The organism is Streptomyces sp. NBC_01546 (genome assembly GCF_045208355.1).
Lineage (GTDB): Bacteria > Actinomycetota > Actinomycetes > Streptomycetales > Streptomycetaceae > Streptomyces.
In genome coordinates this window covers 95102-116748 of sequence record NZ_CP109380.1, presented here as the reverse complement: position 1 = coordinate 116748, position 21647 = coordinate 95102, and the positions used below count along the sequence as shown (strand labels likewise).

The following is a 21647-nucleotide window of genomic DNA, read 5'->3' as shown; positions in this document are numbered from 1 at the left end:
GGGTGCCCGCCGGCCCCGCGCAGGGCGGTACGGGAGGCGGCGGGCAGGGGCAGGCTGCGCCTGGTGTGCCCGGGGACGCCCCCGCGGGTCAGCCGGGGCCGCAGCGCCGTGGCCGCGGTGGCCGGGTCCCGCGTCACGGGAAAACTGATGGGTGCTGCGGTCATGACCGTACGCTCCCTGCGGGTTGCAGTCTGTCGGTTTCCTCGGTGCAGGAGGTTTCGCGGTGCGCCGCGGGCCGTTGCGCGGCGGCGAGGTACCAGTTCGGGTGGCATCGCAGGATGCCGACCACCTCGTCGAGCAGCTCGCGTGCGGTGGTTTCGGTGAACAGCGCCCGGTCGTGGACGAGTTCGAGCAGGACCCGGCCGTCGTGCTCGCTCGCGTAGATCCGCAGGTCATCGCTGAGCGGGGCCTGCGAGGGGTCCGCGGGGAGGAACTCGGGCCCGTCCTCGAAGCGTTCGGCCGTCTCCCAGCTCAGTCCGGCGTCGTAGACGGGGCGGCGGCCGGGGGCCGGCCGCTCCGCGATCTCCACGACGGTGGTGTCGAAGGGGAAGCGGGCGTTGTCGTACGCCTCGGCGAGCCGGTCGCGCACCTGGGTCAGCAGTTCGGCGGTGCTGTGTGCCGTGCCGGGTGCGAGCCGCACCGGCAGGGCGTTGACGAAGCAGCCGACCACCTCGGCCATGTCCGCCCGGTCGCGGGTGCCGGCCGGGCAGCCGATGACCACCTCTGCGCTGCCGGAGCGGCGGTGCAGTGCGAGCGCCCAGGCGGTGAGCAGGGCGGTGAACGGGGTGGCGGCGCCGCTTTCGGCCGCGGCGTGCAGCACGGCGGCGGGCAGCGCCCGCCGGACCAGTCCCGCGCCCTGGCGTCCGGCGCCCTCGCGGGATCCGGTGCCCGGCAGGTCGAGCCGGGGCAGCGGCCCGGCGAGGGTGCGGGTCCAGTACGCGCGCTGGCCCGCGGCCTCGGGGCCCTCGAGCCAGGCGGCCTCCTCGGCCACCCAGTCGCGGTAGGGGCGGGCGGGGCGGCCGTCCCAGGGCCGCGCCCCCGCCTCGAGGGCGTCGTACGCCGCGAGCAGGTCGCGGGCGACGATGGCGGCGCTGTCGCCGTCGTAGACGAGGTGGTGGGCGGTGATCGCCAGCACGTCGCCGGCGGGGTGGCCGGTCAGCTGCCGGACGGCGAACAGCGGTCCGGTGGCGAGGGTGAAGGGCGTGTCGTGGGCGGCGGTGACCGCGGCGGCGACCGCCTCGTCCGTGGGGTCGACGCGGACGACGGACAGCGGCGGCCCGTCCGGGAGCCGGTCCATGACGATCTGCCGGGCGGTGCCGTCGACGACGGCCACCCGGGTGCGCAGCACCTCGTGCCGCTCGGCCAGGGCGGTGACGGCCGCCCGCAGCAGGCCGGTGTCCAGCGGCCGGCCGGCCCGTACGGCGTCGCTGATGTTGAGGGCGACCGGGCTGGGGCTGGTGCGGGCCGCCATCCAGATCCGGCGCTGGGCGCGGGAGAGCGGCAGCACGGCGCCGTCGCGGGCGGGCGCGAGCTCCGGGGCCGGCGGAACAGGCGGAACAGGCGGGGTGGGCAGGGCGGGTGTGGCGGACGGGGCGGACGGGGCGGTGTCCGGCGTCTCGAGCACGGCCGCGAGGGCCCGTACGGTCTGCTGCTGGAAGACGGTGACCAGCGGGACCCGTACGCCGAACTCCTCCTGGAGGGCGGCGGCGAGGCGGGCGGCGGTCAGGCTGTGCCCGCCGAGGGAGAACAGGTCGGCGTCGAGGTCGGTGACGGGCACGGCGAGCACGTCCGTCCAGACCTTGGCCACCCGCTCCTCGGTGGGGTTCAGGCCGGGGCGCGCCGCGGCTTCCCCGCGGGGCGGAGCCGGCAGCGCACGGCGGTCGAGCTTGCCGTTCGGGTTCAGCGGGAGCTCGGCGATCTCCACGTACGTCCCGGGCACCATCGCGGCGGGAAGCCGCTCGGTGAGGTAGGCCCGCAGGACGCGCGGAACGGCCGCGCCCACCACGTAGGCGACCAGGCCCAGTTCGCCGCGCTCGTCGGGCACCGGCAGGACCGCGCAGCGCCGTACGTCCGGGTGCCCCGCCAGTACGGCCGCCACCTCGCCCGGCTCGACCCGCTGGCCGCGGATCTTGACCTGGTCGTCGATGCGGCCGAGGAAGAGCAGATTGCCGTCGGGCCGGCGGGCGGCGCGGTCGCCGGTGCGGTACATGAGCCGGCCGGGGCGCAGCGGGTGGGGCGTGAACCGGTCGGCCGTCAGCTCCGCGTTGCCGAGGTAGCCGCGGGCCAGGCCGGCGCCGGAGATGCACAGCTCGCCGGGCACGCCGACCGGGGCCAGGTCCCCGTGGGCGTCGATGACGTCGACGGTCTTGTTGGCGATGGGGTGGCCGATCAGGACGTCCGCGCCCGGGTCGGTGATCTTGTGGACGGTGGTCCACACGCTGTCCTCGGTGGGCCCGTACTCGTTGTAGAGGACGGTGTCCGGGAGCAGTTCGGCGTGGCGGGCGGCGAGGGCCTCGGGGAGCCGTTCGCCGACCAGGACGATCTGTCGGACCGAGACCAGCCGGGGGGCGCAGCGTTCCAGCATCAGCTGGTAGAGGCTGGGGACCAGCATGATGTGGGTGACCCGGTTGCGCCCGATCTCCTCGGCCACGTGCTCGACGTCGAGCAGGCGGTCCTTGCCGAGGACCACGACCCGGGTGCCGGCGATCAGCGCGGAGAAGATGTCGTTGACCCCGCTGTCGAAGTGCAGCGGCGGCACCTGGAGCACGGCCGCGTCCGGCCCGAACCCGTAGTAGCCGGCCCGGTAGTGGACGGTGTTGACGATGCCCCGGTGCTCGATCATGACGCCCTTGGGGCGGCCGGTGGACCCCGAGGTGTAGATGACGTAGGCGAGGTCGCGCGGGGTGGCCCTGGGCGCCGGGGGCAGCACGGCCGGGGAGCCGCCGCCCGCCGCGGCGGTGCGCGGGTCGAGGACGGGCAGGGTGGTCAGGGCGGATGCCTTGGCGTGGTGGCCGCCGTCGGCGAGCACCGCGAGGGCCCCGCTGTCGGCGAGGGCGAAGGCGAGCCGGTCGCCGGGCTGTTCCGGGTCCAGGGGGACGAACGCGGCGCCGGTCTTCAGGACGGCGAGCGCGCTCACCACCATCCACTCGGTGCGCTCGGTGACCACGGCCACCAGCGCGCCGGGGCCCGCGGCGCAGGCCTCCCGCAGCCGCGCGGCGACGGCTTCGGCCCGGGCGTCGAGCTCGGCGAAGGTGAGGACCGTGGTGCCGTGCACGACGGCGGGCCGGTCCGGGCCCGCGGCGGTCTGCTCCTCGACCAGGTCCAGGAGGGTGCGGTCCTCGGGGAAGGGGGCGGCGGTCTCGTTGACCTCGTCGAGCAGGAACCGCCGTTCGGCGGCGGGCAGCACGGGGACCTCGGCGAGCGGGGCGTCCGGGCGGGCGACCAGACCGCTGAGGAGGTGGATCAGCCGCTCCCCCGTGCGCCGGGCGCTGTCGCGGTCGAAGAGGTCGTCGGTGTAGCCGACCCACAGCTCACCGCCGGCCCCGGCCCGGCCGTCGCGGAAGCTGAAGGCCAGGTCGAAGTCGCTGACCGGCTGTTCGAAGGGGAGGTGACGGACGGCGAGGCCGGGTCCGCCCGTGACGCCGTCGTCCAGGGCGGTCTCGACGAGCACGTCGAAGACGGGGTTGCGGCTGGGGTCGCGGGGCAGCGCGAGGTCCTCGACGAGCTGCTCGAAGGGGTACTCCTGGTGGGTCATCGCCTCCTGCGCGGTGGTGCGTACGGCGGCCAGCAGCTCGCGGAAGGAGCCGCCGGTCTCCACCGGGGTGCGCAGGACGACGGTGTTGGCGAACAGTCCGACCGTCTCGGCGGCGCGCCGGTCGGGCCGGCCCGCGACGACGGAGCCCAGCAGGACGTCCGGCTGCGCGCACAGCCGCCACAGCAGCACGCGCAGCGCCGCCGTGAAGCCCATGAAGGAGGTGGCCGCGTTCTCCCGGCACAGTTCGCCCAGCGCGTAGACCAGTTCCGGGTCGAGGCTGAGGCGTACGGTGCCGCCCGCGGCGCTGCGGGCGGCCGGGCGGCGGCGGTCGGCGGGCAGTTCCAGCGGCTCGGGCAGCCGGGCGAGCCGCTCCCGCCAGTACGCGCGGTGCGCCTCGCCCGCCGGGCCCGCCAGCCGTGCGGCGAGCCGTTCGGTGTGCTCGGTGTACGCGGGGGCGGGCTCCGGGGCGCCGGCCGGGCCGGTCAGCGAGCGCACCAGGTCGCGCATCAGCAGGCCGAAGGACCAGCCGTCGCACACCGCGTGGTGCACGGTGAAGAGCAGGACGCCGCCGGCCGGGCCGTCGGGTATCCAGGAGACCTCGGCCGGCGGGCCCTCGGCGAGGTCGAAGCGGTGGTGGCAGGCCCGGGCGAAGGCCTCGTCCGGCGTGGTGTCGTGCTCGGTGCGCAGGACGCCGACGGGCGGGTCGAGGATGACCTGGGTCAGGCCCTCGGGGGTCTGGCGCAGGACGGTGCGCAGGGACGCGTGCCGGGCCACCAGCGCGTCGACGGCGGCCGCGAGCCGGGGCTCGTCGACGACGCCGTCGAGCCGGTAGGCCTCGACCATCGTGTACGGGGGGACGGGCGACTCGTCCATCCGGTCCAGCAGCCACATCCGGCGCTGGGCGTTGGAGGCGGGGAAGGTGTCCCCGCCGCGCGGGGCGGCCGGCTCGGCCGGCGCGGCCGCGGCGCCCGCGGCGCGGCTTCGGGGCAGCGCCCCGCGTTCGCGCAGTACGGCGGCCAGCGCGGCCGGGGTGCGCAGGTCGAACACCTCGTGGACCCGGGCGGCGTCGGGGCGGCCGGTGCCCTCGCAGAGCGTGGCGACGAGCTGGACGGCGGACAGGCTGTGTCCTTCGGCCCGGAAGAAGTCCTCGTCGGCGGAGAGCGGCGGGCGGCCCAGCACCTCGGTCCAGGCCTCGTGGACCAGGCGTTCCACGGGGTCGGTGGGCTGCCATACGGGACCCCGCGCGGCCGTGGGGAGCGCGAGGAGCGCCGCCCGGTCCACCTTGCCGTGGACGGTGAGCGGCAGGGTGCCGAGCCGGTGCAGGCCGGCCGGGAGCATCGTCGCGGGCAGCCGTTCGCGCAGCCAGTCGGCCAGTGCGGCGGGCTCGACCGGGGTATCGGAAGCGCTGCGGTGGGCCACGTACCAGGCGTGCAGGGTCACGGTGCCGTCGGCTGCGGTGCGGGGCACGACCACGGCCTCGACCACGCCGGGGTGCCGGACCAGGGTCTGCTCGACCTCGCCGGTCTCCACCCGGGTGCCGAAGATCTGCACCTGCCCGTCGGAGCGGCCCAGGAACTCCAGTTCGCCCTCGGCGTTCCAGCGGCCCTGGTCCCCCGTACGGAAGACGCGGGCGTCGCCGGCGTGCGGGGAGCGTCCGAAGCGGACGGCGGTGGCCTCGGCGTCACCCCGGTAGCCGGGGGCGACGCCGGGTCCGGCGATCTGGATCTCGCCCGGTACGCCGGGCGGGGCGAGTTCCCCGGAGGGGGTGACCACGAAGACGCCGTAGCCGGGCGAGGGACGGCCGACCGGCACCCGGTCGAGCCGCTGGGCGAGCGCGCCCTCGCGGATGAACATGCTGGCCTCGACGGTGGCCTCGCTGGGTCCGTACAGGTTCGCGAAGGTGCCGATGCGCAGCCGGCCGGCGGTGCGGGGCAGCAGGCCGCGCGGGATGGTGTCGCCGCCCAGCAGGAGGTGGCGCAGCGGGAGTTCGCCGCCCTCGGGCAGGGCGCGCAGGAGCACCGAGAACAGTCCGGGCACGCAGTTGACGAGGTTGACCTCGCCGCTGCGCACCCGCGTCCACAGCGCGTCGGGGTCGAGCCGGTCGGGGTCGCCGACGGCGACGAGGGTGCCGCCCGCGAGGAGCGTGGCGAAGACCTGGAAGGCGGTCGCGTCGGAGGTGACCGCGGAGAGCATGGCGGTACGGGTCCGCGCGTCGATGCCGATCTCGCGGGCCCCGGTGAGCATCTTGTGGCTCAGCTGGTCGTGGTACACCGCGACGGGCCGGGGGGTTCCGGTGGATCCGGAGGTGAACAGGATCATCGCGGGGGCGCCGGGCTCGGCTGCGTCCGCAGCCCCTTCCACCGCCTCGTCGGCGAGCAGGTCGTCGAGTCCGGCCACCGGTACGGGCAGTTCCGCGTCGGCGGGGCCGACGCCCTCGGCGCGCAGTGCGAGCCGGGCGCCGCTCAGGCGGGCCAGCAGGGCGATGCGGGCGGCGGGCTGGCGGGGTTCGAGGGGGCACGGCCGGCGCGCCGGTGCGCAGGACGGCGAGGAAGGCGGTGAGGAGACCGGCGCCGCGCGGGGCCAGCACGCCCACCGCGTCGCCGGGTCCGATGCCGTGGCGTGCGGTGAGCGCGGCGGCGGCCCGCCCGGCCTCGGCAGCGAGCTGCCGGTAGGTCAGGGTGCGGCCCTCGCCGGTGACGGCGACGGCGTCGGGGGTACGGCGGACGGACTCCTCGAACAGGCCGGTGAGGGTGGCGGCCGCGAATCCGGCGGGGGCGGGCAGAGCGGCCAGTTCCAGGAGTTCGGCGCGCAGCGGGGCGCCGAGGATGTCGGTCTCGGCCGGGCTCCGGCGCGGGTCGGCGGCGAGGGCCTCGAGTACGGCGGCCACGCAGCGGGGCAGGGCCCCGGTGAGGGCGGCCGTGCCGTGGGCCCGGACCGACAGGCTGCCGTCCGGGGCCTGTTCGACGCGCAGCACCAGTGCGGCGCGGGGCTCCGGCGCGCGGTCCCCGTACAGGGCCGGGCAGAGGACGGCGAGCTGGGAGAGGGCGGCGGACGCCCCGGGGGTGACGGCGTCCAGCCGGGCGCTCAGCGCGTCCCGGTCCTGCCAGGGGCGGGCGGCGGCCTGCTCCAGCTCGGCGTGCAGGGCCTCCAGGAAGGAGGTCGCGGGCGCGGCGGGGTCCAGCGGGGCCAGCAGCGCGAACTCCGCCTGGGCGGAGGAGGATCCGAGGGCGGGTACGAGGACGGGCACCCGGCCCTGGGCGCCGTGCCCGGTGAGTCCGGCCGTGGTGAGTCCGGCCAGCGCGATCCTGGCGGCGGCGACGGTGAGCAGCAGCAGGCCCTCGGGGGCGCCGCCGGTCATCGCGTGCAGGGCGGCGGCGGCTTCGGGAGCGACCGTGGCGGGCCCACCGGGGGCGGCGGCCGGCGAGGCCTCGGGCTCGAGGAGGGGTTCGTGGCAGGCGCCTGTCAGCCGCGGGAGCCAGAACCCGGCCTGATCGTCGAAACGCGCCCCCTTAGGGTCGTTCCCATGGCCGAACTCTCCGTGACCATCGTTCCGCAGCACCTCTACGTCCTCCCTGACCAGTTGTGGGTGCACCGCCTGCCCCCGGATGCGGCCGTGCCCCCGCTGCCGGCCGGGCCGTGGTCCTCGGTCACCCGGGCCCGGGACGGGCTCACCGTGGTGTGCGCCGAGCGTCTGCCGGCCGGCGCCGGGTCCGTCAGCGGTCCCTGGCGCGGGCTGTACGGGGCCGATGCCCACGGCCTGGACCTGCCCGGCATGCTGGCGGGTGTGCTGGTGCCGCTGGCCGGGGCCAGGATCGGCGTGTTCGCCGCGTCGACCTTCGACGCGGATCTCGTACTCGTACCGGCCGAGAAGTACGAGCGCGCCCGGACCGCTCTGGAAGCGGCCGGGCACACCCTCTCGTCGGACTGACGCCTGAGATCAGACCCCGGCGGCGATCCGTGCCGGGGCCACCCCGAGGGCCGGGAAGAGCGCGACGTCCTTGCCGTCGACACCCCGCATCAGCACGTCGATGGCGGTGCTCATCAGGTCGATGTGGAACTGCGTGAAGGTGCCCAGGCCCAGGCCCAGGTGGACGCCGGGGTGCCGCTCGTTGGCGAAGTGGTTGCCGGGGAGCAGCGGGGCGCAGCTGGTGTTGGTGCCGAAGCCGATCTCGTGCACCTTGGCGTAGCGGTCGTCCTTGGCCAGCAGCTTCTCGAGGTTGGTGGCGAACTCGCCGCGTCCGGCGACGGCCGGGCGGACCGCCGTGATGCGGCCCTCGGCCAGCGTGATGACCGCCGGCTGGTCGGCCATGGAGGCGAGGTCGCGGTAGACCTGCTCCGTCTCGGCGAGGCTGGTCTCGTGACCGCCGCGGTGGACGATGGGGGCGCCCTGGAGGGTGATCTCGCCGTTCAGCGTGAAGTGGGTGTGGAGCTCGAACTCGCCCGAGGCGTTGACCAGCGAGCTGAGCTCGCCGGTGGGCAGGACGACCTGCTGGCCGGGCAGGAGCGGGCCGTGCAGCGAGAACCAGTGCTCGGAGAGCTGGTGCTGGAAGACGGCCTCGGTGCCGAACTCGCGGCCGAGGAAGAGCATGTCGTCGGCCTGGTCGAGGAGGGTCAGGAACTCCTCCTCGATGCCGAGCTCGCGCTCGTAGTCGACATCGGCCACGACGCGGATGTTGTTGCGCAGGCTCTCCTCGGAGAAGGGCACCGAGAAGCTGGAGAAGGCGCCCATGGCCATGCCCACGAGGTCTTCGTCGTCGAAGTGGACGAACTCGTCGTCGGCGATCCACAGGACGGAGGCGCGGCGGCCGGAGGCGCGGATGGCGGCCATCTCGGCGATCAGGCCCGCGCGGGAATCGGGGCCGGTCCAGTTGAATTCCTGTACCGGGGTGGCGCTGTTCTCGATGGCGAGCGCACTGCGCACGCCCGGCGACGTGACCAGGAGGAAGACGTCTCCGAGGTCACCCCCGAACACCTTGCGGAACTGCTCCGGGCTGATCGGTACGGGCTGTGCGGTGCTCAAGGAAACCTCCCTGTAAAGGCGTGCCGGGGTGCGAGTGCCGATCACTCGCACCCCGGAACACGACTCAAACTCAGCCCTCGAGGCGGTCGTACTTCCCGTACTTGCTGATGCGGGAGCTGATCGACGCCTTCTCCTGGGCGACCGGCTTGTTGCCGGCCTGGGCGGACTGCTGCGCGATGGCGGACTGCTGGTCCATGTTGTTCTGGGTCACGTCGACTCCTCGTCGTGTTTTGGTGGAGCTCCGGATCCCGCCTTGTGCGGGGTCCGGCGTCTGTGGGTCACGGAGCGGGTTGTTCCGCTGCCGTGAGGCGGAGGAGGGCGGCCGCCGCGTCACCGTGTGCGCGCAGCCGTTCCTGGTCGAGCCCGGCGCTGAGCCGGGCCGCCGCTCCTCGGGCGATTTCCACGGCGGCCTCCACGAGGTGGCCGCCGATGCTGACGGGATAGAGCGTCGTCCCGAGCGTCTGGCTGGTGATCATCGGATCTCCCCTTCCAGAGCGCGGGCGGCGTCCGCCGCGACGGTGCGCAGGGCCTGGGCGGCCCGCACGGCGTCCGGATCGGTCTCCAGCTGCTCGGCGAGCGCGGCGAGTCCGAGGACGGACCTGCGGCGCGGGCCGGCCGGGAGCCGGTCCAGCTCGGCCGCGATCCAGCGCGCCTGCTCGTCGGCGAGCAGCACCTGCTCGCCTTCGACGGTCAGCTGGAGCGCGGCGCGGCCCACCAGGGGCGGGGCGCCGCCGTTGACGGCCTCCAGCACCGGGGCGAGTTCCGCCCCGCACTGCATCACCGCGGCCGCGGCCTGCGCGCCGCCGGGTACCTGCTGGAGACGGACGCTCAGGTTGAGGAGGAGCACCACGGCGGCGCGCAGCCGCACGGGGTCCGCGATGCGGCACAGCTCCTCGTACAGCCGGGAGACCCCGGCGGGCACCAGCGAGACGGCCGCGTCCTCGCCCTCGCCGGTGACCTCGACCCAGCCCGGGACGGGCGCGGGCCGCTCGGGCACGGCGGTGGCGGTGTCCAGGGCGTCCGCGAAGGCGGTCAGCTCCCGGGCGGCGTCGGCGAGTTCCGCCTGTGCCAGGGTCTGCGCGAACTCCCGTACCGGGGTGGCCGCGGTGGTGGTCGGGGGCGGCGTGGCGGGCGTGGATGTCGTGGTCACCGGCTCTCCTCGCTCTCGGTACGGGCCGGGGCGGCCAGGGCGTGATGGTCGACCTTGTCGTTGACCGTGCGCGGCAGCCGGTCGTGGAACTCGACCCGGGCCGGCACCATGGCCGCGGGCAGCCGGCCGGCGAGCTCACCGCGCAGGTCGCCGGCGCGGCGCGCCGAGTCCCCGGGCGGTTCGGCGAGCACCACGTGGGCCACCAGGCGGCTTCGGTCGCCCTCGCCGGCAACGGTGACGGCGGCTGCCGTGACCCCGGTGCAGGCGGCGAGCGCGGCCTCGACCTCGCCCGGCTCGACGCGTACGCCGGAGATTTTCAACTGCCGGTCCCGGCGCCCGTGGTAGACGAGGACGCCGTCGGCCGTCTCGGTGACGAGGTCACCGGTACGGAAGGCCCGGCGTCCGTCGGGCAGGGTGGGGAAGGCGCGGCCGGTGGCCGCCTCGTCCCCGGCGTAGCCGTCGGCCAGGCAGGGCCCGGTGACGAACAGTTCGCCGGCGCTGCCCGGTGGAACGGGCCGCAACTCCTCGTCCAGGACCAGGCCTGAGCGTCCGGCCAGCAGGTGGCCGATGGGCAGGATCTCCCCGGACGGCAGGGCCCCGGCAGCGCGCGGCACCTCGTACAGCGTCGAGGTGACCACGCCCTCGGTGGGTCCGTAGGCGTTGAGCAGCCGGACCGCGCCCATCGGCGAGCCGAGCCAGCGGCGGGCGGCGGCCGTGGTCGCGGCCTCCCCGCCGATCAGCACGGTGGTCAGCGAGGGCGGCGGGCGCAGGTCGCCGCGTACGGCGGCCTCGGCTCCGAGCAGGGTCCAGTAGGCGGTGGGCAGCTGCCACATCGTGATGCCGTGGGCGGCGGTGACCGCGAGCAGCTCGGGCAGCGACCACAGGCCGCCACCGCGCAGCACGACCCGTCCGCCGGACAGCAGGGTCGGCCAGATCTCCTCGAGCGCGACGTCGAAGCCGGGCGAGGCGAACTGGAGCGTGACGCTGCCGGGGGTGAGCGCGTAGGCCTCGGCGGCCACCTCGCAGTGCCGGGCGAAGGGGCCGTGCGCGACCCGTACGCCCTTGGGCACTCCGGTGGATCCGGAGGTGAAGAGCAGGTAGGCCGCGTCGTCCTCGGCCACCGGTACGGGGAAGCCGGGCGGCTGGTCCGTGCCGTGTCCGGGGCCGACCTCCAGGGCCTGCTCCCCCAGTTCCGCGAGCCAGTACGGCGCCCGCTCGGGGGAGGCGACCAGGGCGATCCCGGCGCCGGCCACCCGCATCGCACGGCGTACCCGGGCGGGCGGCTGCGCGTCGTCGAGCGGGGCGCACACCAGTCCCGCGCCGGCGGTGGCCAGCAGGGCGACGACCAGTTCGGGCACGCTGGCGGCGACCAGCGCCACCGTGTCGCCGGGGCGGGCGCCGCGCCGGTGCAGCGCGGCCGCCAGGTCCCGTGCGGCGCCGGCCAGGGCGCCGTAGCTCAGGGCCCGTCCGGGGAAGCCGGGGAGTTCGACCGCGATGCGGTCCGGGTCGTGTGCCGCCCGGTCCAGGACGCGGGCTGCGAGGCTCCGGTTCGTCATCGCATCCTCGCTTCCGGGGGCTGGAAGCTCGTGACGTGCACGCCGGGGTGGAGTCCCTCGGCGGGGGCACGGAAGTAGCTGGTCCAGTCGTGCGAGAAGAGCTCGACGCGGCTGGATCCCGACTCGGCGACGGTGAACACCGAGGCGCGCTGGTAGCGCAGCAGCTCCTCGAGGCGTTCGTCGATCTTCACGCCGGCGGTCTCGAGGTGGCCCCGCAGGTCCTCGTAGAACCGGTCCAGCTCGTTCTGCACGTAGGCCCAGCACCACTCGTAGATGAGCCAGGACTCCTTGTCCGGCACCCAGCGGGCCAGGCTCTCCATCATGTCCGGCTGGGAGGCCACCTTTCCCTCGTTGGGGACGGTGGGCGACTCGATGTACTCCCAGAGCAGTGCGCGGGCCCGGTCGACGGCCTTGCCGAGGACGGTGGAGGTGTCGGCGAGCGCGGCGTCGGCCAGCGAGCGGTAGAAGTCCTCGTAGCCGAGGATTCCCTCGGTGTGCAGGTAGATGGCGAGCTGGCGGGTGATGCCCCGGTTGTGCAGGGACTGCAGGACGGCCCCGAAGAGGTACATGCGCACCCAGTCCTCGCGGGTCATCGTGGAGTGCCCGACGACGACCTCGACCTCCTCCACGTCGTCCGGGAGGTAGGTGCGGGTGATGGTGTCCAGCTGGTACTTCTCGCGGTGGGCGGCGCTGCCCATCTCGGAGTTGGGCAGCAGCACGCACTCGTAGATCATGATGTCGTCGTGGATGCCCATCTCGAGCATCCGGCACAGGCCGCGGGCGAAGGTCTCGGGTGTCTCGTGCGGCAGGCCGACGATGACCTCGGTGTAGGCCTCGACCCCGCGCTCGCGGAAGGCCGCGGCGAGCTTCTCGTAGTTCTTGGCCGGCATGTTGGAGCGCTTGACCTGCTCCAGTACGTCGGCGGTGCCGCTCTGCATCGCGAGGATGGTGCCGTTCGACATGCCGTTGAGCGCGAACATCGAGCTGATCTGCACGATCCGGTCGTTGGCGTTCTTCGCGTAGCTGGTGACGAACTTGCCGGGGAAGCCGCTCTCCTGCTTGTTGCGCACGAGGTGCTCGGCGAGGCCCACGTCACGCGGCAGGATGCCGAAGTTGGCGTCGGCGCACAGGATCGCCGACACGTTCTGCTCGGTGAAGTAGTCGATCTCGGCGTGCAGCCGGTCCTCGTCGAACTTGCGGATCTTCGACTGGTTCGCGGAGCCCCAGTCGCAGAAGGTGCAGCTGTAGGGGCAGCCGCGGTTGGTCTCCCACAGCACGGTCGGCTGGTAGCCGGCCGCCCGGGCCGCCTCGAAGGAGGGCTCCATCAGGCCGGTGAGCCAGGGGCTGGGCACCTCGATGTCGCGCGGCAGCTGCCCGCCGAGCGGATTGCGGCGGACCTTGCCGTCCCGGTCCCGGTAGCTGAGCGAGGGGACCGAGGCGAAGTCGGGTTCGTCCTGGAGCAGCGCCCGCAGCAGCTCGGAGAAGGGCGCCTCGCCCTCCTTGTGGATGGCGAAGTCGATGTACGGGTGCCTGGAGAGGAACTCGGTCGCGTTGTCCGGCACGTGGGGGCCGCCGACCACGGTGACCGCGTCGGGGAAACGCTCCTTCACCGCACGGCAGGCCGCCATGTTCTTGTTGAAGTTCCACAGGTAGCAGGACATCGCGAAGACCGCCGGGTCCTCCATGAGCGAGACCGGGTCCTTGGCCTGCTCGGGCAGGAAGAACGGCTGCTCGAAGGTGTAGGCCTCGACGAGGTCGGGCTGGGTGTCGGCGTAAGAGCGCAGGGCGCCCCAGACGGCGGGAAGGTAGGCGGAGCGGCTGAAGGCGGATACGTAGATCCTGCGCTTGGCAGCGTTCACCGTGGCCGTCGTACTCACGCTTCGCTCACCTCTTCCCTGTCGTGGCCGGTCCGGACGGGGGGACCGTCGCCGTTCTGGGAATGAGCACAACCGCTGGGACTACAGGGTCGCTTGAAGGCCGATAGAGATCGAGGCCAGAGTGGGTGCCGGAGCTTCCGGCATGGTGTAGTGCGGTGCGGACCGGGCAGCGGGTGCGGCGGTTTCGAGTGCAATTCGAGTGGGCCCTGAGAGGCTGCGGCAACCTCGCGTCTCTTGAGGAGCCACCATGCAGACCATCGCACCGCCCGCCGCGGCATCTGCCGCGGTGTCACAGCCGGGACCGGGGGTCCCGCGCATCGAACTCCTGCCCGACGAACGTCACCGGGTGGCCGCGCTCGCCCACGAGTACGCGCGGGACGCGGCCGGCCTGGACCCCCGGCGGTCCCTTCAGCTCGCCGCCCTGATGGCCCACGAGCTGCCGCGTTCGCTGCGCCGGGTGATGACCGACTTCCGTCTGTCCGGGGTCCCGCACGCGGGATTCCTGATCAGCGGGCTGCTCATCGACGAGAACGCGCTGGGGCCCACCCCCGCGAGCTACCAGGAGCGCCCCGACCGCCCCGAACTGCGCCACGCGGACGCCGTGCTGCGGCTGGTCGGCTCCCTCCTCGGCGAGCCCTTCTCCTTCAGCAGCCAGCAGCGCGGTCGGCTGATCCTCGACCTCTTCCCGGTCGCCGGGCACGAGTTCGACCAGCTCGGCTCCGGCTCCGCGGCCATGCTGGACTGGCACACCGAGGACGCCTTCCACCCGCACCGCGCGGACTGGATGATCCTGATGGGCCTGCGCAACCACGACGCGGTGGCCACGACCTTCGCCGCCATGGAGGACATCGAACTCGCCGAGGAGCACCGCGCGGTCCTGTTCGAGAAGCGCTTCGCGATCCTGCCGGACCAGTCGCACACCAAGAGCTTCAACCAGGCCACCGGGGCCGCCGACGCCACCGAGGCGACCGAGGGCGAACAGTTCCGGCGCATCGACACGATGGTGAACCGGCCCGAGCCGATCGCACTGCTGGACGGCGACCCCGCCGCTCCGTGGCTGCGCGTCGACCCGCCGTTCATGCACTCCAACCCGCTCGACCCGCAGGCCGCCGAGGCGCAGGACGCGCTGCTCGCCGCGATCGAGGCGAAGCTCACCGACGTGACGATCGGCAACGGCGACCTCTTCGTCATCGACAACAAGCGCGCGGTGCACGGGCGCCGTCCGTTCGCGGCCCGCTACGACGGCACCGACCGCTGGCTCAAGCGCATCAACCTCACCGCCGATCTGCGGCGCAGCGCCGGTTCCCGGCGTGGCGACCACGGCCGGGCCGTGGTCTGACCCCGATCCGCGGGCGGACACTTTCCCCTTGAAAGGACCCAAGGCCTTGGCCGCAGAACCGAATCTGATCCGACGCCACCGGCTCTTCCGCCGGTTCTGGCTGGCGCGCGCCGTCTCGCTGATCGGCGACGGCGCCGCCATGGTGGCCCTCGTCCTGCTGGTCAGCCGCGGCGAGCACGCCGGCACCGCCGTGTCGCTGATCCTCCTGGCCGAGTCCGTACCGCGGTTCTTCGGACCACTCGCCGGGGCGCTCGCGGACCGGATGGGCGTACGGCGCCTGCTGATCGCCGCCGAGCTGGTGCAGGCCGCGGTGTTCGGAGTCATCGTGCTGGCCCGCCCGGGCCTCGTGGTGCTGGTGCCGCTGGTCGCGGTGGCCGCCGCGGCCTCCACCGTGTTCTCCGCGGCCGGCCGTACGGTGGTGCCGCGCCTGGTCGACGAGGCGGACCTGATGCCCGCCAACGCGTGGATGGGCACCGCCTTCAACCTGCAGGCCGCGCTCGGCCCGGTGCTCGGCGGCGTGTTCTCCGCCTGGGGCAGCGCGTACGGCGCGCTCGCCATCAACGCGGGCACCTTCCTGGTCTCCGCCCTGCTGCTGACGCGCATCCCGGCGCTGGAGCCGCTGCGCACCGGCGAGCGCCGCACCCTGCTGGGCGACACCGTCGAGGGGCTGAAGTTCGTACGCCACCACCGGGTGGCCCGCGCCATCGTGCTGCTGCTCCTGCTCGGCCTGTTCTTCGGCTCGCTGGACAACCTGGCGCTGGTCTTCCTCGCCGAGCACTCGCTGAACACGGGTGAGACCGGATTCGGCGTGCTGTCCGCGTCCTTCGGCGTCGCCATGGTCGCCGCCTCGCTGTGGCTGGTCCGCGCCGCCGAGAGCCGCTCGCCGGTGTGGGTGCTGCTCGCGGGCTGGTTCTTCACCGGGCTGGGCCTGCTGCTGACGGCCGCCGCTCCGGTGCTGTTCGCGGCGATCGCCATGCAGCTGATCGCGGGACTGGGCAACGGCGTGGCCAACGTCGGCGAGGAGACCCTGCTGCAGAAGGCCGTGCCCGCCGAGGTGCTGGGCCGGGTGGGCGGCACGCTGTCCTCCGCCGCCTTCTTCGGCAGCACGGCCGGCTACCTGGCCGGCAGCCTGCTGAGCCCCGACGGCAACCCCCGGCTGGTCTTCGTGATCGCCGGCGGGGGCATCTTCCTGGCGCTGGCGCTGTGCGGCCCGGCCCTGCTGTCCGCGCGCGCCGCACTCGCGGCGGCCCCGGCCGAGGACGCGGACGCGGACGCGCCGGAAGCCGACCAGCTCCCCGCCGCACAGACCGTCGCGCAGCCCGTCGCGCAGCCCGGGGGTGCGCCTTGACCTCAGCGGCCTCGGCGGCCTCGGTCTTCAACGGACGACGTCCTGCCAAGGGTTACCTGAACCCGTCCGTCGTCCCGCAACCGCTGCTGCACCGCTGGTACGCCTGGTGCCACCTGGTGCCGCCGCACACCGCCGCGCTCAACCTGCGCGAGCGCTACCTGCCCCAGCTGCGCAGCTACCTGCGCTCGCCGCAGGTGCACGCGTCCGCGCTGAGCAACCCGGCCCGGTACGGCGGCCCGTTCCTCGCCCCGTACGGCGGCGCCCCCGAGGACGTCGAGGAGCTGCTGGCCGCCACCGAGGAGGCCGCCGCCCCCCTGCTGCGGCTGGCCGAGGACATCAAGGAAGCCCAGCGGATGCTCGCCGAGCAGGCCGACGGCAAGCCGATGGAGTCGCTGTACGCCCAGGTGCCGCAAAGCCTGCGCGGGCTGGTCGAGCTGGTCTACGACACCGGCAACCGGCCGCGGCTGCGCTTCTTCGAGCCGCTGGTCCACCGGGCGTTCGCGGCGGAGCTGGCCAAGGGCCAGGAGATCTCCCTGGCCCCGCGCACGGACCTGGAGCAGCCCTTCACCTTCGGCAGCCCGATCCTGCGCACGCGGGAGCGGATGGACCTGCGCATCCCGTTCGCCGACCCCCGACTGGACCAGCTGTACGCGTCGCGCCGTACCGCGGCCGATGTCGCGGGCCTGGCCGAACTGCTGCTCGGGGACGAGGCGTCGGACGCGAGCACGGCCGCCTTCGCGGACCTGTTCACCGAGACCGCCCCGGCCCCGTACGAGGCCGCGCCGCCGGACGCGGTGCGCATGCGCTACCTCAACCACGCCACAGTCCTCCTGGAAACGGACTCCACGGCCGTACTGCTGGACCCGCTGCCCGGCTACGCCGACGACGGCCACCGCCACCTCACCCTGGCCGACCTGCCCGAGCGGCTGGACGCGGTGGTCCTGAGCCACCTGCACTGCGACCACGTGTCGGTGGAGGCGCTGCTCCAGCTGCGGCACCGGGTGGACACGGTCGTCGTACCCCGGGGCGGCGGCGGTTCGCTGGAGGACCCGAGCCCGAAACTCCTTCTCCGGGCGCTGGGCTTCACCTCGGTGGTGGAGCTGGGGGAGATGGAGTCGGCGCGGATCGGCGAGGACGCCGAGGTCACGATGCTGCCGTTCCTGGGCGAGCACGGCGACCTCGACATCCGCTCCAAGGCGGTCCCGCTGGTGGAGATCGGCGGACGGCGGGTGCTGTTCGCGACCGACGCGGTGGACATCGACCCGGACCTGTACCGCCGGGTGCAGGAGAGCACCGGGGACGTGGACACGGTCTTCATCGGGCTGGAGTGCGTGGGCGCTCCGATGTCGTGGCTGTACGGCCCGCTGATGGAAGGCGCCCAGGACCGCGCACACGACCAGGCGCGCCGGCTCAAGGGCTGCGACGCGGACATGGCGGAACGCCTGGTCAAGCGCTTCGGCGCGGCCGAGGTCTTCGTCTACGCCCTGGGCCTGGAACCGTGGCTGCGCCACCTGACCGGCTCCAGCTACGACCCGCAGTCCGAGCAGATCCGCCAGACGAACCTCCTCCTGGACCGCTGCCGCACCCGCGGCGTCCCCGCCGAACTCCTCTACCAGCGCGGCGAACGCCTCTGGCCCCGCACCCGCACCCGCACCTGACACGGAACACAGCGCCCCCGCTTGCCTTCTCCTCCGGGCAGGAGGGGGCACTTTCGCGCAGTGTGATCCAATGGGCCACTCTGCCAAAGACCGGCCGGAGGTACGACGGTCAGTGTTGACGGACGGGGCGTGTCTGGGGGCCTTCTGCTGCTACGGTCTTCCGTTCGCCGAGGAGGTCGTGATGTCTGCTTCCCTGCCTGTCGCTGCCCGTGTGGATCTCCGCCGTCAGCCGATCGAAGAAGTTCTGGAGCGCGTGGAGCAAGCTCTGCATGCTCGACTGGAACGACACACGCTGGTACGCAAGCGCCGGTCCCTGGGCGGCCGGACGGAGCGGGGCACGTGGGTGCGTATCGAGCGCCGCGGCTTCGAGAGGATCGGCCCGCAGGGCTGGAACGGGACCGAGGCCGCCGCCGTGCTGCAAGGGGTCGCGATGCCCGAGTGGTACCAGGGCGTGGCGTGGCGTGAGCGGGGCGAGCCGGTGATGTGGCGCGCGGATGAGCTGGAGCTGCTTGCGTCGCCGTCTGTCGCCAAGGGCGCGCTGGTGCTCGAAGATCCCGGTCTGCCGGATGCGTGGTGGGAGGCGCTGAATGCCTCACTGGGCGCCCTCGCGGACCAGCAGACGCCGCGGATCGCGACACCGGACACGGTGACGATCACGCAGGAGCAGGTGACGCAGACCCTCGGGGAGGTCTTCCCCGGCATCGCCGATACACGGATCGAACGGTGGACGCCGGCTCATGCGGATCTGACCTGGGCCAACGTGATGGGACCGGAGTTCTCCATCATCGACTGGGAGGACTGGGGCATGGCGCCCCGGGGCCTGGACGCCGCAACGCTGTGGGGCAACGCGCTGGCCGTCCCGGCGCTCGCGCACCGCGTCCGCCAGGAGCGGCAAACGGACTTGGAGAGCCGGGACGGCAAGCTGATGTCGCTGTTCTTCCTGTCGAAGATCGTCGGACCCCACGCGTACGAGGAGGATCCGCTGCTGGCGCCGGCCCGGAAGGAGGCCGAGCGCCTGGTGGCCGAGCTTCAGCTCTGACGGTGTCCGTGGAGGGCCCACAGGTACTGACTGACAGCGGCGGTGTCCACCTCTGCGCCCAGGGCCTGAACCAGCTGGGCCAGGTGAGTGGGGTCGTCGGCGCCGACCGCCACCGCGGCAGCACTCGGCAGGTGGAACGCCGTACGGAATGCCGCCTGCACGCGGGACAAGCCATCGTGGGGCTGTCGGAGGAACGGGCGGGGGTCGAAGTCCTCCCAGACCTTCCCGTTGCCGCCCCCGAAGGGGCTCATGCCCCAGGTCTCGCCCGCCTGCCAGGCATTGCGCAGGACGGTCGTGGTGTCGAGGAGGTCGATGCCCACGAGGAACCCGGCCCGGACCATGAGGACGTCCGGAGACGGCAGGGCGTCCACCCCGACCATGCCGAGCGGCCGGGTGTCCCAGGAAGACACGCCCCAGGTGCGGCACAGGCCGTCGCGGGCCGCGTCGGCCAGGGCGGTGCAAGCGCTGCCGAGGAGGGCCTGGCCATCGGCCGGGGACAGGCTCGTGAGGCTCCGCTCGGGGTTGTGGAGGAGAACAGTATCGGGTTCCCTGCTGAGTTCCCGGGCCGCCTTTTCGATGGCCAGGCGCAGCCGGCTCGGGTCGAGGGAGTGCTCAGCCTCTCCGGCGCCCGGGAAGAAGCCCACCTTCGTGGAGAGGGTGAACTGCGGCAGCAGATCAGGGGCGGTCTCGGCCAGTACCGCGTGTGAGCGGAAGCCGAGGTAGGGAGCTGCGGTGTCCAGGGCCGTGACGCCGAGGTCGAGTGCGGCCGTCAGGATGTCGCGGTGGTGACGAGACCGGTGTAGGCCGAGGACAAGGCGGGGGTCAGCTCCGTGCACAGTTCCTCCTTCATTAGGATCTCGGCGAGCTGTTCTACGTCCAGGCCGGTCTTCTCGGCGGCGTCGGCGATGTCGACGGGGTGGCCGCTCAGCAGCAGGGCGAGTGCGGGGTACGCCTTGCCGGAGAAGGAGAGCTTCTTGCCTGCCGCTAGGACGTCCACGGTGTCGGTGTGCTGCTCGATCACGGGCTCGAAGTCGGTGACGCACACGACGGCCGCGGGCTTGCCGAACAGGCCGGTGGCCGGGACATGCCGGGCGGCCAAGCGTTCCCGCTCCCGGGCATCGAAGAAGTCCTGCGGGGTCAGCTTCTTAGCCATCTCGGCGACGGCGTCGGCCAAGAGCCGCTGCTGCCCCTCCCACTGGCCAGGTGAGTTCCATCGGTCCAGGTCGTACCGGAACAGCTCCTGCGTGCGGGCTTGGTCGGCGAGCCAGGCCAGCCAGTTCACTCCGACGCGCTTCACGATGCCGAAGGTGGCGTGCAGGCTGTAGCCGTCGCCTTGGTCGTCCCGGGTGGCCTGGTGCCAGAAGCCGCGCGGGATGTGCATCACGCCGCCGGGCTCCATGACGCCCTGCCACACGATCTCGTCGCTGGGCTCGGAGTTGGGGGCGGAGTCGCGGTACATCGGCGCCTTGCGCGAGGTATCGCGGACTTCCCAGCTCTTGCGGCCGGCGAGCTGGACGATTACGACGTCGTGGTCGTCCCAGTGGAGCTTGAAGCCGCTGGCGTCCTGGGTGGTCAGGTAGGCGTTCACCTGCACCAGCTCATGGGCCCACCACTGGAGGGCGCGGCAGGTGGCTTCCATGGCCGGGTCGAAGAAGTCGACCTCGTCCAGAACCAGGGTGCAGCCCTCGCGCATCAGCGCGCCGACACGGTTCATGTCGGCCATGGGGATGGCTTGTCCCCGCCGGGTGACGGAGGGGTGGATGTAGCGGCCGGGGTGCAGTTCGGCGCCGTCTTGGAAGATGCGGAACTGGGGAGTGGTGACGCTGCGGCGCATCACCAGGTCCAGCAGCTTCCTGGGGTTGAGCAGGCGATCGAGCAGATCAAGATCCTCGATCGTTCCCCGGGCGAAAGCGGCTCCGAGTTCCCTGGGGCCGTCCCAGCCGAGGGCTTTCTCCATCGCGTTGACGAAGTGGTGGTCCATGTGTTCCTCCGGTCGGCGTCATGGCGGGTGAAGGCCGGGGGCCCGCCGTGGATGACGAGCCCCCGGTTGGTGCTGTGGCGTGCTGGTGGCGCTACTCCTGCGGGAGGTTCAGGCCGTCGCGGTTCTCACCGTCGTCGCCCGCGGAGGTGCCGGTGCAGTCGGACTCCGCCGCCGCAGCGGTGAAGCGGTCCTGGACCTTGATCAGGCTCTCGACGCCGATCAGCAGGTCTTCCTTCTGCGCTGCCATGTGTGTCTCCGTTTCCTGGAAGTTCAGGGCCGACGGGTGCCGGCCCAGCCCCGATGGGGCGTGCCTCACCAGCCCTGTGGTTTCCGGGTCGGCGAGGAGACAGGGGTGGCGCGAGGCCACGGATCGAGCGAACTCGGGATTCGTGCCGGAAGCTGGTTGCAGGTCAGCGGCCGGGATCACCAGCAATGGCCAGGGCGACCACCAGGACGATGACGGCAGCGGCGTAGAGGAGCACGGCGAGTTGTTGGCGCCAGCCCCACGGAGCTCGACCACGTACCCGGGAATCCCGATCTAAAGGGGCTTTCACTGTCGGGAAGTGGTCACTACGCCGCCCCCCGGCGTGATGGATGCCAGCCGAAGGGCACCGGCCGACGACGACGTACCGCCGCAGCGGGGGCACTCGCACGGGGGGTAGCGGCCGGGGTTGGAGAGGATGTCGAACGGGTCGCCTTCCAGGACCCGCGTGCTCGGCGACCACGTCCGGCCCGAGTCCCGCGATACCCGGATGTTCATCAGGACGCGGGGTTCTATGCCCAGGTCAGGGGTCTTCCCGAGGGCCGTTCGCTCTGTGTCAGGAGTGCCCGCCGACTCGTTCAAGGCGGTCGTCCTCGGTCGCTTCGCCATGTCCGGAAGGATCGCGATCAGGACGACGGGCCAGAAAGGCCCAGCGGATTACCC

The 21647-nt window shown here is 73.1% G+C and carries 15 protein-coding genes and 1 pseudogene; 5 read left to right on the top strand and 11 right to left on the bottom strand.

What is annotated here, in order from left to right; translation table 11 throughout:
* Positions 1 to 160: 160 nt before the first annotated feature.
* Both OHA89_RS39540 and OHA89_RS39535 read right to left on the bottom strand, forming a co-directional pair.
* A complete protein-coding gene (locus OHA89_RS39540; protein WP_331762025.1) occupies positions 161 to 6220 on the bottom strand; it encodes an amino acid adenylation domain-containing protein in 6060 nt (2019 codons plus the stop codon).
* 112 nt (positions 6221 to 6332) lie between these two features.
* A pseudogene (locus OHA89_RS39535) lies at positions 6333 to 7112 on the bottom strand (AMP-binding protein); the annotation flags it as partial.
* A gap of 165 nt (positions 7113 to 7277) precedes the next feature.
* Here OHA89_RS39535 and OHA89_RS39530 point away from each other — a divergent pair.
* A complete protein-coding gene (locus tag OHA89_RS39530) occupies positions 7278 to 7682 on the top strand; it encodes an ACT domain-containing protein (protein ID WP_215143747.1) in 405 nt (134 codons plus the stop codon).
* 9 nt (positions 7683 to 7691) lie between these two features.
* Here the strand turns inward: OHA89_RS39530 and OHA89_RS39525 are convergent, their stop codons facing one another.
* From OHA89_RS39525 to OHA89_RS39500, 6 genes are all read right to left on the bottom strand, one after another.
* Positions 7692 to 8774, bottom strand: coding sequence for a hypothetical protein (locus OHA89_RS39525; protein ID WP_266616016.1), 1083 nt, complete (start codon positions 8772 to 8774; stop codon positions 7692 to 7694).
* Between the two features lie 70 nt (positions 8775 to 8844).
* Positions 8845 to 8985, bottom strand: a complete 141-nt coding sequence (locus OHA89_RS39520; RefSeq protein ID WP_257559727.1) for a hypothetical protein — start codon at positions 8983 to 8985, stop codon at positions 8845 to 8847.
* 67 nt (positions 8986 to 9052) lie between these two features.
* Positions 9053 to 9250, bottom strand: coding sequence for a hypothetical protein (locus OHA89_RS39515; protein WP_257559726.1), 198 nt, complete (start codon positions 9248 to 9250; stop codon positions 9053 to 9055).
* Positions 9247 to 9924, bottom strand: coding sequence for a hypothetical protein (locus OHA89_RS39510; RefSeq protein WP_266616014.1), 678 nt, complete (start codon positions 9922 to 9924; stop codon positions 9247 to 9249). Before OHA89_RS39510 ends, OHA89_RS39515 begins: the two co-directional genes overlap by 4 nt.
* The gene (locus tag OHA89_RS39505) at positions 9921 to 11480 is read right to left on the bottom strand and encodes an amino acid adenylation domain-containing protein (protein ID WP_331761714.1); all 1560 of its coding nucleotides are present in this window, start codon (positions 11478 to 11480) and stop codon (positions 9921 to 9923) included. Before OHA89_RS39505 ends, OHA89_RS39510 begins: the two co-directional genes overlap by 4 nt.
* The gene (locus OHA89_RS39500; protein ID WP_266616010.1) at positions 11477 to 13357 is read right to left on the bottom strand and encodes a B12-binding domain-containing radical SAM protein; all 1881 of its coding nucleotides are present in this window, start codon (positions 13355 to 13357) and stop codon (positions 11477 to 11479) included. The genes OHA89_RS39505 and OHA89_RS39500 overlap by 4 nt, the downstream gene beginning before the upstream one ends.
* A gap of 247 nt (positions 13358 to 13604) precedes the next feature.
* Here OHA89_RS39500 and gntD point away from each other — a divergent pair, with 247 nt between their 5' ends.
* The 4 genes from gntD to OHA89_RS39480 all read left to right on the top strand — a co-directional run bounded on the left by gntD (position 13605) and on the right by OHA89_RS39480 (position 18741).
* Positions 13605 to 14696 (top strand): guanitoxin biosynthesis L-enduracididine beta-hydroxylase GntD, encoded by a 1092-nt coding sequence (gene gntD, locus OHA89_RS39495; protein WP_266616008.1) that lies wholly within the window; start codon positions 13605 to 13607, stop codon positions 14694 to 14696.
* A gap of 46 nt (positions 14697 to 14742) precedes the next feature.
* Positions 14743 to 16044 carry an MFS transporter gene (locus OHA89_RS39490; protein WP_266616007.1) on the top strand — a complete coding sequence of 434 codons (1302 nt, stop codon included), beginning with the start codon at positions 14743 to 14745 and terminating at the stop codon, positions 16042 to 16044.
* Positions 16041 to 17702, top strand: a complete 1662-nt coding sequence (locus OHA89_RS39485; RefSeq protein ID WP_331761712.1) for an MBL fold metallo-hydrolase — start codon at positions 16041 to 16043, stop codon at positions 17700 to 17702. The genes OHA89_RS39490 and OHA89_RS39485 overlap by 4 nt, the downstream gene beginning before the upstream one ends.
* A 181-nt stretch (positions 17703 to 17883) precedes the next feature.
* Positions 17884 to 18741 carry a hypothetical protein gene (locus tag OHA89_RS39480; RefSeq protein WP_331761711.1) on the top strand — a complete coding sequence of 286 codons (858 nt, stop codon included), beginning with the start codon at positions 17884 to 17886 and terminating at the stop codon, positions 18739 to 18741.
* Here the strand turns inward: OHA89_RS39480 and OHA89_RS39475 are convergent.
* The 3 genes from OHA89_RS39475 to OHA89_RS39465 all read right to left on the bottom strand — a co-directional run bounded on the left by OHA89_RS39475 (position 18732) and on the right by OHA89_RS39465 (position 20969).
* The gene (locus OHA89_RS39475) at positions 18732 to 19577 is read right to left on the bottom strand and encodes an aldo/keto reductase (protein WP_331761710.1); all 846 of its coding nucleotides are present in this window, start codon (positions 19575 to 19577) and stop codon (positions 18732 to 18734) included. The genes OHA89_RS39480 and OHA89_RS39475 overlap by 10 nt on opposite strands.
* Positions 19511 to 20722 carry a JmjC domain-containing protein gene (locus OHA89_RS39470; RefSeq protein WP_331761708.1) on the bottom strand — a complete coding sequence of 404 codons (1212 nt, stop codon included), beginning with the start codon at positions 20720 to 20722 and terminating at the stop codon, positions 19511 to 19513. Before OHA89_RS39470 ends, OHA89_RS39475 begins: the two co-directional genes overlap by 67 nt.
* Before the next feature lie 91 nt (positions 20723 to 20813).
* Positions 20814 to 20969 (bottom strand): hypothetical protein, encoded by a 156-nt coding sequence (locus OHA89_RS39465; RefSeq protein WP_331761706.1) that lies wholly within the window; start codon positions 20967 to 20969, stop codon positions 20814 to 20816.
* Between the last annotated feature and the right edge of the window lie 678 nt (positions 20970 to 21647).

Excerpts from the sequence above, each read along its gene's own strand:
- OHA89_RS39530 (WP_215143747.1), top strand. The coding sequence starts at position 7,278 with ATGGCCGAACTCTCCGTGACCATCGTTCCGCAGCACCTCTACGTCCTC.
- OHA89_RS39515 (WP_257559726.1), bottom strand. The coding sequence starts at position 9,250 with ATGATCACCAGCCAGACGCTCGGGACGACGCTCTATCCCGTCAGCATC.
- OHA89_RS39505 (WP_331761714.1), bottom strand. The coding sequence starts at position 11,480 with ATGACGAACCGGAGCCTCGCAGCCCGCGTCCTGGACCGGGCGGCACAC.
- gntD (WP_266616008.1), top strand. The coding sequence starts at position 13,605 with ATGCAGACCATCGCACCGCCCGCCGCGGCATCTGCCGCGGTGTCACAG.
- OHA89_RS39480 (WP_331761711.1), top strand. The coding sequence starts at position 17,884 with ATGTCTGCTTCCCTGCCTGTCGCTGCCCGTGTGGATCTCCGCCGTCAG.
- OHA89_RS39470 (WP_331761708.1), bottom strand. The coding sequence starts at position 20,722 with ATGGACCACCACTTCGTCAACGCGATGGAGAAAGCCCTCGGCTGGGAC.
- OHA89_RS39465 (WP_331761706.1), bottom strand. The coding sequence starts at position 20,969 with ATGGCAGCGCAGAAGGAAGACCTGCTGATCGGCGTCGAGAGCCTGATC.